15 protein-coding genes are annotated in these 13,602 nt (G+C 61.4%); 5 read left to right on the top strand and 10 right to left on the bottom strand.

Features of this window, described 5'->3' with window-relative positions:
• The first annotated feature begins 152 nt into the window (after positions 1-152).
• From flgA to ACMGGK_RS08670, 5 genes are all read left to right on the top strand, one after another.
• A complete protein-coding gene (flgA, locus tag ACMGGK_RS08690) occupies positions 153-806 on the top strand; it encodes a flagellar basal body P-ring formation chaperone FlgA (RefSeq protein WP_049299124.1) in 654 nt (217 codons plus the stop codon).
• Between the two features lie 129 nt (positions 807-935).
• Entirely contained in the window at positions 936-1,247 is a 312-nt protein-coding gene (gene flgM, locus ACMGGK_RS08685) for a flagellar biosynthesis anti-sigma factor FlgM (protein ID WP_016927295.1), read from the top strand.
• A 39-nt stretch (positions 1,248-1,286) separates the two neighbouring features.
• The gene (locus ACMGGK_RS08680) at positions 1,287-1,721 is read left to right on the top strand and encodes a flagella synthesis protein FlgN (protein WP_016927294.1); all 435 of its coding nucleotides are present in this window, start codon (positions 1,287-1,289) and stop codon (positions 1,719-1,721) included.
• 229 nt (positions 1,722-1,950) lie between these two features.
• Complete coding sequence (locus tag ACMGGK_RS08675) at positions 1,951-2,325, top strand: type II toxin-antitoxin system RelE/ParE family toxin (RefSeq protein ID WP_049299123.1); 375 nt, start codon at positions 1,951-1,953, stop codon at positions 2,323-2,325.
• Positions 2,318-2,620: a helix-turn-helix domain-containing protein gene (locus ACMGGK_RS08670; protein ID WP_015378258.1), complete on the top strand. Its 303-nt coding sequence runs from the start codon at positions 2,318-2,320 to the stop codon at positions 2,618-2,620. The genes ACMGGK_RS08675 and ACMGGK_RS08670 overlap by 8 nt, the downstream gene beginning before the upstream one ends.
• A gap of 2 nt (positions 2,621-2,622) precedes the next feature.
• On the opposite strand, the gene ACMGGK_RS08665 is transcribed toward ACMGGK_RS08670, so the two are convergent.
• The 10 genes from ACMGGK_RS08665 to cheW all read right to left on the bottom strand — a co-directional run bounded on the left by ACMGGK_RS08665 (position 2,623) and on the right by cheW (position 13,579).
• Entirely contained in the window at positions 2,623-3,027 is a 405-nt protein-coding gene (locus ACMGGK_RS08665; RefSeq protein ID WP_206194783.1) for a flagellar protein FlhE, read from the bottom strand.
• Entirely contained in the window at positions 3,027-5,105 is a 2,079-nt protein-coding gene (gene flhA, locus ACMGGK_RS08660) for a flagellar biosynthesis protein FlhA (protein WP_049299120.1), read from the bottom strand. The genes ACMGGK_RS08665 and flhA overlap by 1 nt, the downstream gene beginning before the upstream one ends.
• On the bottom strand, positions 5,098-6,249 hold the full coding sequence (flhB, locus tag ACMGGK_RS08655; RefSeq protein ID WP_016927290.1) for a flagellar biosynthesis protein FlhB: 1,152 nt from the start codon (positions 6,247-6,249) through the stop codon (positions 5,098-5,100). The genes flhA and flhB overlap by 8 nt, the downstream gene beginning before the upstream one ends.
• 165 nt (positions 6,250-6,414) lie before the next feature.
• Positions 6,415-7,059 carry a protein phosphatase CheZ gene (gene cheZ, locus ACMGGK_RS08650; protein WP_004934858.1) on the bottom strand — a complete coding sequence of 215 codons (645 nt, stop codon included), beginning with the start codon at positions 7,057-7,059 and terminating at the stop codon, positions 6,415-6,417.
• A 10-nt stretch (positions 7,060-7,069) separates the two neighbouring features.
• On the bottom strand, positions 7,070-7,459 hold the full coding sequence (cheY, locus tag ACMGGK_RS08645) for a chemotaxis response regulator CheY (protein WP_004934862.1): 390 nt from the start codon (positions 7,457-7,459) through the stop codon (positions 7,070-7,072).
• A gap of 102 nt (positions 7,460-7,561) precedes the next feature.
• A complete protein-coding gene (locus ACMGGK_RS08640; protein WP_015378262.1) occupies positions 7,562-8,611 on the bottom strand; it encodes a protein-glutamate methylesterase/protein-glutamine glutaminase in 1,050 nt (349 codons plus the stop codon).
• Positions 8,611-9,483: a protein-glutamate O-methyltransferase CheR gene (cheR, locus tag ACMGGK_RS08635; protein ID WP_025159837.1), complete on the bottom strand. Its 873-nt coding sequence runs from the start codon at positions 9,481-9,483 to the stop codon at positions 8,611-8,613. The genes ACMGGK_RS08640 and cheR overlap by 1 nt, the downstream gene beginning before the upstream one ends.
• A 37-nt stretch (positions 9,484-9,520) precedes the next feature.
• Entirely contained in the window at positions 9,521-11,137 is a 1,617-nt protein-coding gene (locus ACMGGK_RS08630) for a methyl-accepting chemotaxis protein (RefSeq protein ID WP_016927287.1), read from the bottom strand.
• Positions 11,138-11,213: 76 nt separating this feature from the next.
• Complete coding sequence (locus ACMGGK_RS08625; RefSeq protein ID WP_004934873.1) at positions 11,214-12,884, bottom strand: methyl-accepting chemotaxis protein; 1,671 nt, start codon at positions 12,882-12,884, stop codon at positions 11,214-11,216.
• Between the two features lie 194 nt (positions 12,885-13,078).
• Complete coding sequence (gene cheW / locus ACMGGK_RS08620) at positions 13,079-13,579, bottom strand: chemotaxis protein CheW (protein WP_004934876.1); 501 nt, start codon at positions 13,577-13,579, stop codon at positions 13,079-13,081.
• Positions 13,580-13,602: the final 23 nt, after the last annotated feature.

The following is a 13,602-nucleotide window of genomic DNA, read 5'->3' as shown; positions in this document are numbered from 1 at the left end:
CGCGAGGTTAGAATTTGGAGTCGACAGCATAAACGCCCCCTGCGCCACCCTATCGCGGGAATAAACGCAAAATGGGGCGCTATTTATCTGCTTAGCCTGCGCGCGCTGCGGGTACACTTACGCGTATCCCGATGAAGCTTGAGAAGATGACGATGAAAGGTAAAATGCTGCTGCTTATCGGCCTGCTGTGCAGTCTGAACGCGCGCGCCGACGATCTGGCGACGCAAATCGAAAGCTTCATCCAGGGCAAGTTCAGCGGTGAACCGGTACAGGTAAAAGTGCGGGTGCGCACGCCGCCGAACCAATGGCCCGCTTGCGAACTGCCGCAGCTGTCGCTGCCACCCAACGCGCGGATCGGCGGCAACGTCAGCATTTCGGCGCGCTGTGGGCAGGAGCGGCGTTTTATCCAGACGCAGGTGCAGGTGTTCGGCCGCTATCTCGTTTCGGCGCGCGGCATCAGCGCCGGCAGCCGGTTGACGGCGGCGGATCTGGCGTTGAAAGCAGGCCGGCTCGATACCCTGCCGCCGCGCGCGCTGACCGAAGCGGGCAAAGCGGTGGGCGCCGTCAGCCTGCGCAACATCAGCCCCGGTCAGCCGCTGACCCTCGCCATGCTGCGCCGCGCCTGGATTATCAAGGCAGGGCAACCGGTGCAGGTCAACGCACAGGGCGAAGGATTCAGCATCAGCGGTGCGGGCAAGGCGATGAACAACGCCGCCGCCGAAGACAGCGTGCGGGTGCGCATGGCCTCCGGGCAGATCGTCAGCGGCGTGGTCGGGGACGACGGCGCGATCCGCATTACGTTATAAAAAAGTAAAGGTTCCGCAAACCTTGCCGATAAGACAAATCAAGCAGCATTTTATTGGCCACCAGGGCCGCAAAACTTTCATTGCAGCGTCGTCGCCCGCGAGCGGTCACGGCGTAAACGGAGATGGACCATGAGTATCGATCGCACCCAGCGGTTACAGCCGGTTTCCACTGTGCAACCGCGAGAAACCCCGGCCGACAACCCGCTCCAATCGCGCAAGGCCGCCGTGGCGGAAACCGCCGTCAGCGGCACGCAGGTCAAACTGAGCGAGGCGCAGGCGCGCCTGATGCAGCCGGGCACCCAGGATATCGATATGGGTCGGGTCGAGGCCATCAAGCAGGCGATCCGCAACGGCGAACTGAAGATGGACGCCGGCAAAATCGCCGATGCGCTGCTGCAAGACGCGCAGAGCGATGTTCAATGGATCGCCGGACGCGACTGACAGCGCGCGGCGAGTAGCGGTAAAGGATAAGTCATTACTATGGAAAACCTGGCACAACTGCTGGACAAACTGTTGGAAACGCTGCAGGCGCTCAACGGCGTGCTGGAGGAAGAGCACGACTTGCTGTGTTCCGGCCAGTTGCCGGGCGTGGCCTTGCAGCGCGTCACCGATGCCAAAAGCCAACTGCTGGCGACGGTCGCTTACCTCGAGCAACAGCGCCTGGGGCAGGAAAAAACCTGCGGGCAACGCGCCCCCTATGCCAGCCAAGCGCCCCTGGCCGATCGTTGGCAGCGCGTTCAGTTGCTGAGCCAAACGCTGCGCGAAAAGAACCAGCACAACGGTCTGCTGCTCAATCAGCAGATCGACCATAACGCGCAGGCGCTGGCCATCCTCAGCAAAAACAACAAATCGCTGTATGGCCCAGATGGCCAGTCGCACGCCGGCAGCCTGCTCGGCAGAAAAATCGGCGTCTGACCTGACTCATTTGCCCGGTGAGCCTATCACCGGGCATGCGTTAACCGGCTTCTGCGCATCCCGTCGCATTTTCTCCCTATCACTCTTTGAATTCACTTAAGACTTTGCGCCAGGCTGCGCATGGCGTGAATTTGGCTGTTTCTTTCCCTTTGGCCGCTTGTCACCCTGTGGTTATTTTTAAACCACTTGAAATATACCCTTAACGGGTATAGATTCGCAGGGAGAGCGAATGGTCGACATTTATCTCACCAAAACCTTTCAGGGTTTTGCCGCACGCGAGCGCATCAGTGATGCCAGGATAGTGAAAGCGGCGCGAGAGATGCAACATCAGCTGTACGACGCCAATCTTGGCGGTTGCGTATACAAAAAGCGCATCGCTCGGGCTGGTGCGGGCAAACGTGGCGGCTATCGGGTACTGATCGTTTTTCGCGATGAAGAACGCCTGTTTTTTATGCGCGGCTTTGCCAAAAGTGAGAGAGAAAACATCAGTACGGATGAGTTACAGGGATTGAAACATCTGGCTGCGCTGTATCTGGATTATTCGCCATTCAGACTCTACCAGCTGGTCAACAACAGGGAGTTACGGAGGCTAAGCGATGAGTAAAATTCTTGCCGAGATCCACCAGGAAGTTCAGGGGCTGCACCGCGCCGGTTTCGTCGACGACGTGACCATGCGCACCTTCGACATGCTGTGCCTGCGGCCGGTGAAGCAGTTCGGGCCGGCCGAGATCCGCGCGCTGCGCGAACGGGAAAACGTCAGTCAGCCGGTGTTTGCGCTGTATCTCAACGTCAGCAAAAAGGCGGTGCAGAAATGGGAGCGCGGCGAAGCGCAACCGAACTCCGCCGCGATGAAACTGCTGACGCTGGTGGAACGCAACGGCCTGCAAATTCTGGCCTGATGTTACTGATAATTGACGATCACCTGATTGCCAATCACCCGCAGCGGCGGGTTCAACCCGCCTTGCGACTGCACGTAATAGATAAAGCGCAATTCCGCATTGGCCGGCTCGCCCTGCAGACCGTCACTGCTGCCGCTGCCGCCGCCCAGTGGAATGCAGCGGTTCACCGTGCAGAGCTGCGCCTGCAGCCCCACGGGCTCTGGCCCCAGCAAACGGTAGCGCCAGCTGACGCGGGTGATGCGCGCATTGGCATCCGGCAGCGCGTTCGGCGGCCGCAAAGCGGCGGATTCATCACGCATGCCGCCCTGTTCCAGCGTCACGCCCGCCCCTTCGGCCACCCAGGAGCCGGACACCGCATAGGCGGCGAGCGGCGCCAGCAAACAAAATACGAACAGACAGCGTTTCATCAGGCGGCTCCAATGGTCGAGGTCATGCGAATCTGGCGATCGTCGTTAATCTCCAGGTTGGACAGCACCACGAGCTGCGGCAGGCTGCGACGCAGGAAGCGCGCCAGTAAAGGACGCAACGCATGGTTAACCAACAGCACCGGTGGCGCGCTGAGCATCTCTTGCCGCTGCAGCGCCTGGCGCGCCTGATCCAGCAAGCGATCGGCCAGCCCCGGCTCCAGGCCGCCGCCGCCCTGCAACGCCTGCAACAACAAGCGCTCCAACTGGGTATCCAGCCCGATAACCTGAATCTCGCCGTTGCCCGGGAACCACTGCTGCGTGATCGCCCGGCCCAGCGCCACCCGCACCACGGTCGTCAGCTCATAAGGATCGCTCTGCGCCGGGGCATGTTCCGCCAGCGTTTCGACGATGGTGCGCATATCGCGGATGGACACGCGCTCGGCGAGCAGATTTTGCAGCACCTTGTGCAGCGTCGTCAGTGACACCACGCCCGGCACGAAGTCTTCGGTCAGTTTAGGCATCTCCTGCGACACGCGATCCAGCAACTGCTGGGTCTCCTGGCGGCCGAACAGCTCGCTGGCGAACTGGCCGATCAGGTGATTGAGGTGTGTCGCCACCACGGTGCTGGCCTCCACCACGGTAAAGCCCTGGATCTGCGCCTGCTCGCGCAAGGCGCTGTCGATCCACACCGCCTCGAGCCCAAAGGCCGGATCGACGGTTTTGTCTCCCGCCAGCTCCCCAACGGCATTGCCGGGGTTGATCGCCAGCCAGCGGCCCGGCTGCGCTTCACCGCTGCCGATCTCGACGCCTTTCATCAGGATGCGATAGCTGGCTGGCGGCAGTTCCAGGTTGTCGCGAATGTGCACCACCGGCGGCAGATAACCCATGTCCTGGGCGAATTTCTTGCGGATCCCGCGGATACGCCCAAGCAGCTCGCCGTTCTGTTGAAAGTCGACCATCGGAATCAACCGGTAGCCCACTTCCATCCCCAGCGGATCTTCCAACTGCACGTCGGCCCAACTGGCCTCGGTGGCCTGCGGATTCTCCGGCATCACCGGATCTTCCACCGTTTTCGGCGCCTGCTGTTCACGGCCGCGCAGCCACCAGGCGAGGCCCAGCAGAGCCGCGGTAAACAGCAGGAACACCAGGTTCGGCATGCCCGGCACCAGGCCCAGCAGGCCCAGCACCCCGGCGCTCAGCAGCATCACGCGCGGATTGTTGAACAGCTGGCCCACCATCTGCTCGCCGACATCCTGATCGGTCGCGACGCGGGTGACGATGACACCGGCGGCGGTGGAGATCACCAATGCCGGGATCTGCGCCACCAGGCCGTCACCAATGGTCAGCAGCGTATAGCTTTCCGCCGCCGCCCCCAGTTCCATGCCGTGTTGCACCACGCCGACCAACAGGCCGCCGACCACGTTCAGCACCATGATCATCAGGCCGGCGATGGCGTCGCCGCGCACGAATTTACTGGCACCGTCCATCGAGCCGTAAAAATCGGCCTCCTGGGTCACTTCGGCGCGGCGTTTCTTCGCTTCGTCTTCGCCAATCAATCCGGCGTTCAAATCGGCGTCGATCGCCATCTGTTTACCCGGCATGCCGTCCAGCACGAAGCGCGCGCCCACTTCGGCGATACGCCCCGCCCCCTTGGTGATCACCATGAAGTTGATTAACACCAGGATGATGAACACCACGATGCCGATGGCGAAGTTGCCGCCCACCAGGAAGTGGCCGAAGGCTTCCACCACGCGGCCGGCGGCGGCGGAACCGGTATGCCCCTCCAGCAAGATGATGCGCGTCGACGCGACGTTGAGCGACAAACGCAACAACGTGGAGAACAGCAGGATGGTCGGGAAAGCGGCGAATTCGAGCGTGCGCTGGGTGAACATCGCCACCAGCAGCACCATGATCGACAGCGCAATGTTGAAGGTAAACAGCAGGTCGAGGATAAACGCCGGCAACGGCAACACCATCATCGACAGAATCAGCAGGATCAGCACCGGGCCGGCCAGCACCTGCCACTGCGTATCTTTAAAATTGCCCGGCAAACGAAGCAGGGAGGCCAAATTAGCCATCAGAGTCACTCTCTCTTGCAAAATCCAGTGCTTCCGGCACCGGTAAACGTTCAGGTTTTTTCGGGATCAGGCCGCCCTCGCGCCGCCAGCGGCGCAGCTGGTATACCCAGGCCAACACTTCGGCGACCGCGGCATACAGGGTGGCCGGAATATGCTGGCCGATCTCGCTGTGCCGATACAGCGCACGCGCCAGCGGCGGCGCTTCCAGCATCGGGATGCGGTGCTCCGCACCGAGCTCACGAATGCGCAAGGCGATTTCGCCGGCCCCCTTGGCCAGCACCTTCGGCGCACTCATTTTCTTGTCGTTGTACTGCAACGCGACGGCGTAGTGCGTCGGGTTGGTGACGATCACGTCCGCCTTGGGCACGTCGGCCATCATGCGGCGCCGGGCGATCGCCCGCTGCTGCTGGCGAATGCGTCCCTTGACGTGCGGGTCCCCTTCCTGATCCTTGAATTCGTCGCGGATATCCTGCTTGGTCATCTTCAGCTTTTTGAAGTGGCTCCACAGCTGATAGAACACGTCGAACGCCACCATCGGCGTCAGCCCCAGCACCACCAGAAAACCGCAGAACAGGATCATCTGCAGCGCATTGCCCAGCGCATCGAGCGGCTGCTGGGTCATCAGATGCAGCATCGCCGCCCAGTTGTGCCACAGATAGAGGCCGGTCACCCAGCCGACCAACGTCGCTTTCAGGATCCCTTTCAGCAGCTCGGCCAACACCTGGCTGGAAAAGATGCGCTTCAACCCGGACAGCGGGTTCAGCCGCTTCACGTCGAATTTAATCGACTTGCCGCTGAACAGAATGCCCCCCAACAGCATTGGCGCGGCGAGCGCCACCAGCACCAGCCCCGCCATGATCGGCAGCAGCGCCAGCACCGCCTGTCGCAACAGCATGCCGAGCTGGCGAAGCATCTGCTTGTCGTTACTGACCATGCCGTGGTCAAAGTTCAGCCCTTGCGTGAGCATCGCCGCCAGCTGTTGCGCCATGTTGCTGCCGGACATCAGGATAATCGCAAGGCCCGAGAGCAGCATCAGTACCGAGGTCAGCTCGCGGGAGCGCGGGATCTGGCCGTCTTCACGCGCCTTCTCCAGCCTGTGGGGCGTGGGGGCCTCGCTTTTTTCCAGATCGCTGTCTTCAGCCACGAAACGCCGTTCCTGTATCGGGAGGGTAAAGAATGGCGGTCAGCATGCCAAAAAATTGGCGATGTCATTGGCGGAACAACGGGGAAAAAGGCGGGTTATTTAGGGGATGAGACGAAAACTGCGTGGCTTGTTGTCGGGGCGCGCCGTCGCGCGCCCCGAAAGGCCTCAGAAACCGAGGCTGTCGAGCAGATCGTCGACCTGCGCCTGGTTGGCGATCACGCCGACGCCGTTCTGGTCGAGCTGCGGGCCGTTCAGCAGGCTGTCGTTCGGCCGTTTTTCCTTCACCGGCTGCTCCGGCATGTTTTCCATCAGCACCATCAGCAGCTGCTTTTCGATCTCCTGCACCACGTCCATCATGCGCTTGATCACCTGACCGGTCAGATCCTGGAAGTCCTGCGCCATCATGATTTCCAGCAGCTGGGCGTTGGTGAAGGCCGTATGGCCCGGCACCTGATCCAGATACTGACGCGTGTCGTTGACCAGAGAACGCGCGTCGTCCAGTTCGATGGGATTGGCGAACCACTCGTCCCAGCGCCCTTTCAACGCGTTGGCGCCGGATTCCAGCTCCGCCTGGCGCGGTTGCGCCGCCTCCACGCAGTTCAACGCCCGTTCCGCCGCCTGCGCCGTCATGGTTACGACATAGTCAAGACGGTCGCGCGCATCCGGGATCGCCTCTGCCGCCTGGGCGATCGCCTGATCGAGCCCCAGTTCGCGCATGCTGTCGCGCAGCATTCGGGTCAGTTGGCCGATGCGGGAGATGATCTCTCCCGCGGTCGCTGCATCGCTGGCAGGCATTGGAATGTCTCTCATCGCCCTCTCCTTACATGCCCAATTTTTCAAAAATCTTGTTGAGCTTTTCTTCCAGCGTCGCCGCCGTAAATGGTTTCACTACATAACCGCTGGCGCCGGCCTGCGCCGCCGCGATGATATTTTCTTTCTTGGCTTCCGCCGTCACCATCAGTACCGGCATCGCGGCCAGCGCGCTGTCGGCGCGGATGGTTTGCAACAGCTCAAGTCCGTCCATGTTCGGCATGTTCCAATCGGACACCACGAAGTCGAAACCGCCGGCGCGCAGCTTGTTCAGCGCATCCGCGCCGTCTTCAGCCTCTTCGACGTTGTTGAAGCCCAACTCTTTGAGCAGATTTCTGACGATGCGGCGCATGGTGGAGAAGTCGTCCACAACCAGAAATCTGAGGTTTTTGTCTGCCATTATTACTCCTGAAATAGTTAACCGTTTAATGATGCAACACCGCAGGCCACCGCGCGGCGAACCTGGGTCATATCGCCGCCGGGTAGACCCTGCGGACTAAAATCAAATGCGCAATGCCTGGCCGCCGGCGATCTGCGCCAGCATGCGCTGGCTCATTCTGTCCAGCTCGACCACTTCGCTGACGCCGCCGCTGGCGATCGCCTCGCGCGGCATGCCGAACACCACGCAGCTCGCCTCGTTCTGCGCCAGGGTATAGGCCCCGGCGCGGTGCATCTCCAGCATCCCCGCCGCCCCGTCGTTGCCCATGCCGGTGAGGATCACCCCCACCGCATTGCGGCCGGCGTATTGCGCCACCGAGCGGAACAGCACGTCGACCGACGGGCGATGACGGTTGACCGCCGGGCCGTCATGCAGCTTCACCTGATAGTTGGCGCCGCTGCGCGTCAGCTCCAGGTGGCGATCCCCCGGTGCGATGTAGGCGTGGCCCGGCAGCACGCGCTCGCCGTCCTCCGCTTCTTTCACCGTGATCTGGCACAGCTTGTTCAGCCGCTCGGCGAACGAACGGGTGAATCCCGGCGGCATGTGTTGAGTGATCAACAGCGCCGGGCTGGTGGCCGGCAGCGGCTGCAGCACTTGGCGAATCGCTTCGGTGCCGCCGGTGGAAGCGCCGATGGCGATCAGTTTTTCACTGCTCAGCAGCGGCGCATGGCTGAGGATCGCCGGCGCCGGGCTGCTGGAGCGCTGCGGCAGGCGCGCTCTGGCGGCGGTGCGGATCTTCTCGGCAATCAGCTCGCTGTAGGCCAACATGCCCTCGCGAATGCCGAGCTGCGGTTTGGTGACGAAGTCCACCGCGCCCAGCTCCAGCGCGCGCAGCGTGATTTCCGAGCCTTTGCCGGTCAGCGAAGAGACCATCACCACCGGCATCGGCCGCAGGCGCATCAGCTTCTCGAGGAAATCCAGCCCATCCATGCGCGGCATCTCGACGTCCAGCGTCAGCACCTGAGGATTAAATTTTTTGATCAGATCGCGCGCCACCAGCGGATCCGGCGCGGTCGCCACCATTTCCATGTCGGCATGGCCGTTCACGATTTCCGTCATCAGCTGGCGCATCAGTGCCGAATCGTCTACGCATAACACTCTGATTTTACTCATTACCTCTCCTTGGTCAGCCCATACACGGTCTGCCCACGCAAGTAGAAATCCCGGCTGATCTGGCTGAAATTCTCGGAGTGGCCGGCGAACATCAGCCCCCCCGGCTTAAGCAAGGGAACGAAGCGGCGCAGGATGCGCTCCTGCGTCGCCTTATCGAAATAGATCATGACGTTGCGGCAAAAAATGGCGTCGAATTGCCCCGGCAGCGCCCACTCCGGCGCCAGCAGATTCAGCGGCTGAAAGTTCACTCGCGCCGCCAACTCCGGCCGCACGCGCACCAATCCCTGATGCGGCCCGGTGCCGCGCAGAAAATAGCGCTGCATTTGGGTCGGCGTCAGGGTGCGCAGATCTTCCTGGCGGTAAACGCCCGCCTCCGCTTTTTCCAGCACCTGCGTATCGATGTCGCTGGCCCAGACCTGGCAACTGCCGGCCCGCTGACCCAGGGCATCGCTCAGCGTGATGGCGATCGAATACGGCTCTTCGCCGGTCGAGGCCGCAGTGCTCCAGACGCTGTAGCCGTTCGGCCGCGAGCGCGCATGTTCCGCCAGGATCGGGAAGTGATGCGCCTCGCGGAAAAATGCCGTCAGGTTGGTGGTCAGCGCGTTGATGAACGCCTGCCATTCCGCGCTGTTCGGATCGCTTTCCAGCAGCGCCAGGTAGTCGCCGAAATCGTGCAATCCCAACAGCCGCAGCCGGCGCACCAGGCGGTTGTAAACCATCTCGCGCTTATGCTCCGCCAGCACGATGCCGGCGCGTTGATAAATCAACTGGCTGATACGGCGAAAATGCACGTCCGACAGCGGCAGACGCTGCACCATTTGCGTCAACATCGACGCTGTATCCCGGTTAGAAGTTGACGGCGCCTGTTTCATGCCACCTCACCGGAGAAAAACGTGCTGCTTATGCGGTTTAACAATCTTGGGCTTCCTTTACCACGGGTGAAACTGCGTTGCTGCTGTTACCTGACGCGACGACGTTATCGTCCGCCAGACGGAATACCGCGACCGCGTCGGCCAGGGTAATGGCCTGCTCTTCCAGCGCGGTGGCGGCAGAAGCGGATTCTTCCACCAGCGCGGCGTTCTGCTGGGTGACCTGATCCATCTGGGTCACCGCCTGCGTCACCTGCTCGATGCCGCGGCTCTGTTCATCCGATGCCGAGGCGATCTCGCCCATGATGTCGGTTACGCGCGTCACCGAACGCACGATGTCCTGCATGGTGGCGCCGGAATTTTCCACCAGCACCGAGCCGTGTTTGACGCGGCTGACCGATTCGTCGATCAGCACCTTGATCTCTTTCGCCGCCTGCGCGCTGCGGCTCGCCAGGTTGCGCACCTCGCCGGCGACCACGGCGAAACCCCGCCCCTGTTCGCCGGCGCGCGCCGCTTCCACCGCCGCATTGAGCGCCAGAATGTTGGTCTGGAAGGCGATGCCGTCGATCACGCTGGTGATGGCGCCGATTTTCTGCGAACTGTTGGCGATATCGTGCATGGTGGTGACCACGTCCCCGGCCAGTTCGCCGCCCTTGGCCGCGGTGGCCGAAGCGTCGCGCGCCAGCTGAGAGGCCTGCCGCGCATTGTCGGCGTTCTGCTTCACCGTCGCGGTCAGCTGTTCCATGCTGGCGGCGGTTTCTTCCAGCGAAGCGGCCTGCTGCTCGGTACGGGAAGAGAGATCGTTATTGCCTTCGGCGATCTCCTGCAGGCCGATCAGAATCGACTCCGCACCGTCGCGCACCGCGCCGACGGTACCGATCAGCGACTGCTGCGTGCGTTGCAGGCTGGCGAACAACATGCTGATTTCATTGCGGCCATACACTTGAATCGGCGTCGCCAAATCGCCGGCGGCGATGCGTTCAAAGTGGCTGCGGATTTGGTTCAGCGGCTGTACCAACATGGTGCGCAACCACCACATGGCGCTGCCGGTCACCACGATCAGCATCAAGACCGCCCCCGCCAGCATCAGGCCCGCCAGCGTGAAGGAGAATTGGTTGGCGTCTCGAGCCTCGCTGATGTCGCCATTGACCAACTGCAAATACTGCACGAAGTCAGCCTCAAACAGGTCCTGGGTTTTCTGCGTCGGCTGATCCATAAACGCCTGCAGCTCGCCCTTTTCCAGGAAACCGATCAGTTCACGCAGCGCGCCGCGCAGCCGCTCGTAGCTGGCCTTGGTGGTGGCCGTCTGCTGGTTCTGCTGTTCACTGCTGCGTTCAACCGCCATGAACTGATTGAAATAGAGGTCGGCCTTCTGCAGCGAACTGCGGGCGCTGCTCATCAATTCGTTCACCTGCTCCTGCGGCAGTTTCAGCGCCGCGCGGGTGCCGGCGCGGTTCAGCGTATTGCGGGCCTGCAACAGCGACACCCAGCTCAGGCTGAGCGAATCGCGCTGCTGGCTGCCGAGGGTGATGATGTCGAGGTTGTGGTTATCGGAGCGAAACGCGGAATACGACAGGCCGCTGCTGGCCAACTGCAGAACGCAGAAGGTCATCAACAACAGGAACAAGCTGGTAGAGATACGGATTCGGTTAAACACTGTGAACCTCCTTGCAGCCGGCCGGCGACCGGCCTACGTAGGGAAAAGGGCCTCTGCGAGAGAGGCCCGATACCGGTCAGAACGTTTCCCAGTTATCCTGCAGATCGCTGGCGTTCATTTTCTTATGATTGATTACCGGTGTTACCGGCGCCTTGCTGGTGACAGGCGCCTTAAACTCTTCCTGGCCTTCCGACCTCAAGCGGAATACCGCTACCGACTGGGTCAGCATGCTGGCCTGTTCTTCCAGCGCCGCCGCCGCCGAGGCGGATTCTTCCACCAACGAGGCGTTCTGCTGGGTGACGCGGTCCATTTCCGCTACCGCCTGGCCAACCTGATCGATGCCGCGGCTCTGCTCGTCCGAAGCCGAGGCGATTTCGCCCATGATGTCGGTCACGCGGGTGACGGCGTTGACGATGTCACCCATGGTTTCCCCGGCGCTTTCCACCAGCACGGAGCCCATATCGACGCGGCTGACCGAGTCTTCGATCAGGCCTTTGATCTCTTTCGCCGCCTGTGCGCTGCGCTGCGCCAGGTTGCGCACTTCACCGGCCACCACCGCGAAGCCGCGGCCCTGTTCGCCGGCGCGCGCCGCTTCCACTGCGGCGTTCAACGCCAGGATGTTGGTCTGGAAGGCGATGCCGTCGATCACGCCGGTAATATCGGCGATCTTCTGCGAACTGCCGGCGATGTCGTGCATGGTCTGCACCACGTTGGCCACCACCTTGCCGCCTTTCTGCGCGGTTTCGGAGGCGCTCAGCGCCAGCTGTGAAGCCTGACGGGCGTTTTCGGCGTTCTGTTTCACCGTCGCGGTCAGCTGTTCCATGCTGGCGGCGGTCTCTTCCAGCGACGCGGCCTGCTGCTCGGTGCGGGAGGAGAGATCGTTGTTGCCCGCGGCGATTTCTGACGCGCCGCTGTAGATGGCGTCCGCGCCCTGACGCACGCCGCTGACGGTTTCGATCAGTTCGCTTTGCATATGTTTCAGGCTGGCCGCCAGCACGCCCATTTCGTTGCGGCTGTTGACGACGATCTGCTGAGTCAGGTCGCCGGCGGCGATCTGTTTGATGTGATCGATCATGCGGTTCAGCGGGCGCACCAGGATGTGATGGATACCGGTCCAGACCAGTACGATCACCGCCAGCACCACCACCAGCACCACGATCAGCGTCCAAATGGCCGAGTTGTAGGAGCTGTTGCTGCCGTCGACCGCGATTTGGTACAGCTTGCCGTTTTGCTCCAGATAAACGTTGTAGCTCTGCTCAAAGTTGTCCTGGTAACTCTGCGTAGGCTGATCGAAGAAAGCGTTGATTTTGCCTTCGCCCAGCAGTTGGATCAGCTCGGAGAGCGCGCCGTACAGCACATCGTACTGCTGCTTGAGGCGTTCCGCCGACTGAGGATCCTGGCGCGGGTCCTGAGGAATTTTCTCGTACGCGGCGTAGTGTCTTTCCGCTTCACCCAGCTCTTCCTTCGCTTTGGCCAGCAGTTCATCAATGGTGGCGCCGCTGCCGATCTTGTTGGTATCCATCATGTAGCGAATACCGGCGCGGTTCAGGGAGTTACGCGCCTGCAGCAGGTCAACGCGGCTTTCACTCAGCTGCAGCTGCTGCTGGCGGATCGTTTGCAGGACGGTAAAGTTTTCCTTATCGCTTTTCAGCGAGGAGAAAAAGAGTCCGCCCGAAATCAACTGCAAGGCGCCAAACAGCACCAACACCAGCAACAGGCTGGTGACCACCTTCATACGATTTAACATGATTTCCCTTGTTGAAGCCCGCGCAGACAGGCTCTGATGACGTTGAATGTGAGAGTTATCGGCGCCGTGCGGCAAAACTTTATGCGGGAAAGTAACTATTTTTAGTGGGGGTTCCGGGCGCGGCTGAGGCCATCGCGACAGATCAGGGAAAGTGAAGGTTAAAGGGGGCGGCGCCCCGCCCCTTGAGTCTGAAATCAGACGCTTTTCGCCACGCTGTCGACCAGCGACATCTCTTCGCTGCTCAGCAGCTTTTCGATATCCACCAGGATCAGCATGCGCTCGCCCAGCGAACCGAGGCCGGTGAGATATTCGGTCGCCAGCGTCACCGCGAACTCCGGCGCCGGACGGATCTGATCGGCGGTGAGCGACAGCACGTCGGAGACGCCGTCAACCACGATGCCCACCACGCGCTGGCCAAAGTTCAACACGATCACCACGGTGTTCTCATCGTAGGAAACACTCTGCTGCGAAAACTTCACCCGCAGATCGATGATGGGAACAATCACGCCGCGCAGGTTGGTGACGCCCTTGATGAACGCCGGGGTGTTGGCGATGCGGGTCACCTGATCGTAGCCGCGAATTTCCTGCACCTTGAGGATATCGATGCCATACTCCTCGTTGCCCAGGGTAAAAATCAGAAACTCTTGCCCTACCGTTTCGCCAGCCAATTTGCTGACGGCTGCCAATCCTGCCATATCATTCACCTTTTAAATCAATA

This window comes from Serratia sp. BNK-33-b (assembly GCF_048684565.1).
Taxonomy (GTDB): domain Bacteria; phylum Pseudomonadota; class Gammaproteobacteria; order Enterobacterales; family Enterobacteriaceae; genus Serratia; species Serratia marcescens.
The sequence above is the reverse complement of the archived record's forward strand: the minus strand, read 5'-3'. Positions and strand labels throughout refer to the sequence as shown.

Coding starts and splice junctions, on each gene's coding strand:
- flgA (WP_049299124.1), top strand. CDS start 153: ATGAAAGGTAAAATGCTGCTGCTTATCGGCCTGCTGTGCAGTCTGAAC.
- flgM (WP_016927295.1), top strand. CDS start 936: ATGAGTATCGATCGCACCCAGCGGTTACAGCCGGTTTCCACTGTGCAA.
- ACMGGK_RS08680 (WP_016927294.1), top strand. CDS start 1,287: ATGGAAAACCTGGCACAACTGCTGGACAAACTGTTGGAAACGCTGCAG.
- ACMGGK_RS08675 (WP_049299123.1), top strand. CDS start 1,951: ATGGTCGACATTTATCTCACCAAAACCTTTCAGGGTTTTGCCGCACGC.
- ACMGGK_RS08670 (WP_015378258.1), top strand. CDS start 2,318: ATGAGTAAAATTCTTGCCGAGATCCACCAGGAAGTTCAGGGGCTGCAC.
- ACMGGK_RS08665 (WP_206194783.1), bottom strand. CDS start 3,027: ATGAAACGCTGTCTGTTCGTATTTTGTTTGCTGGCGCCGCTCGCCGCC.
- flhA (WP_049299120.1), bottom strand. CDS start 5,105: ATGGCTAATTTGGCCTCCCTGCTTCGTTTGCCGGGCAATTTTAAAGAT.
- cheZ (WP_004934858.1), bottom strand. CDS start 7,059: ATGAGAGACATTCCAATGCCTGCCAGCGATGCAGCGACCGCGGGAGAG.
- cheY (WP_004934862.1), bottom strand. CDS start 7,459: ATGGCAGACAAAAACCTCAGATTTCTGGTTGTGGACGACTTCTCCACC.
- ACMGGK_RS08640 (WP_015378262.1), bottom strand. CDS start 8,611: ATGAGTAAAATCAGAGTGTTATGCGTAGACGATTCGGCACTGATGCGC.
- cheR (WP_025159837.1), bottom strand. CDS start 9,483: ATGAAACAGGCGCCGTCAACTTCTAACCGGGATACAGCGTCGATGTTG.
- ACMGGK_RS08625 (WP_004934873.1), bottom strand. CDS start 12,884: ATGTTAAATCGTATGAAGGTGGTCACCAGCCTGTTGCTGGTGTTGGTG.
- cheW (WP_004934876.1), bottom strand. CDS start 13,579: ATGGCAGGATTGGCAGCCGTCAGCAAATTGGCTGGCGAAACGGTAGGG.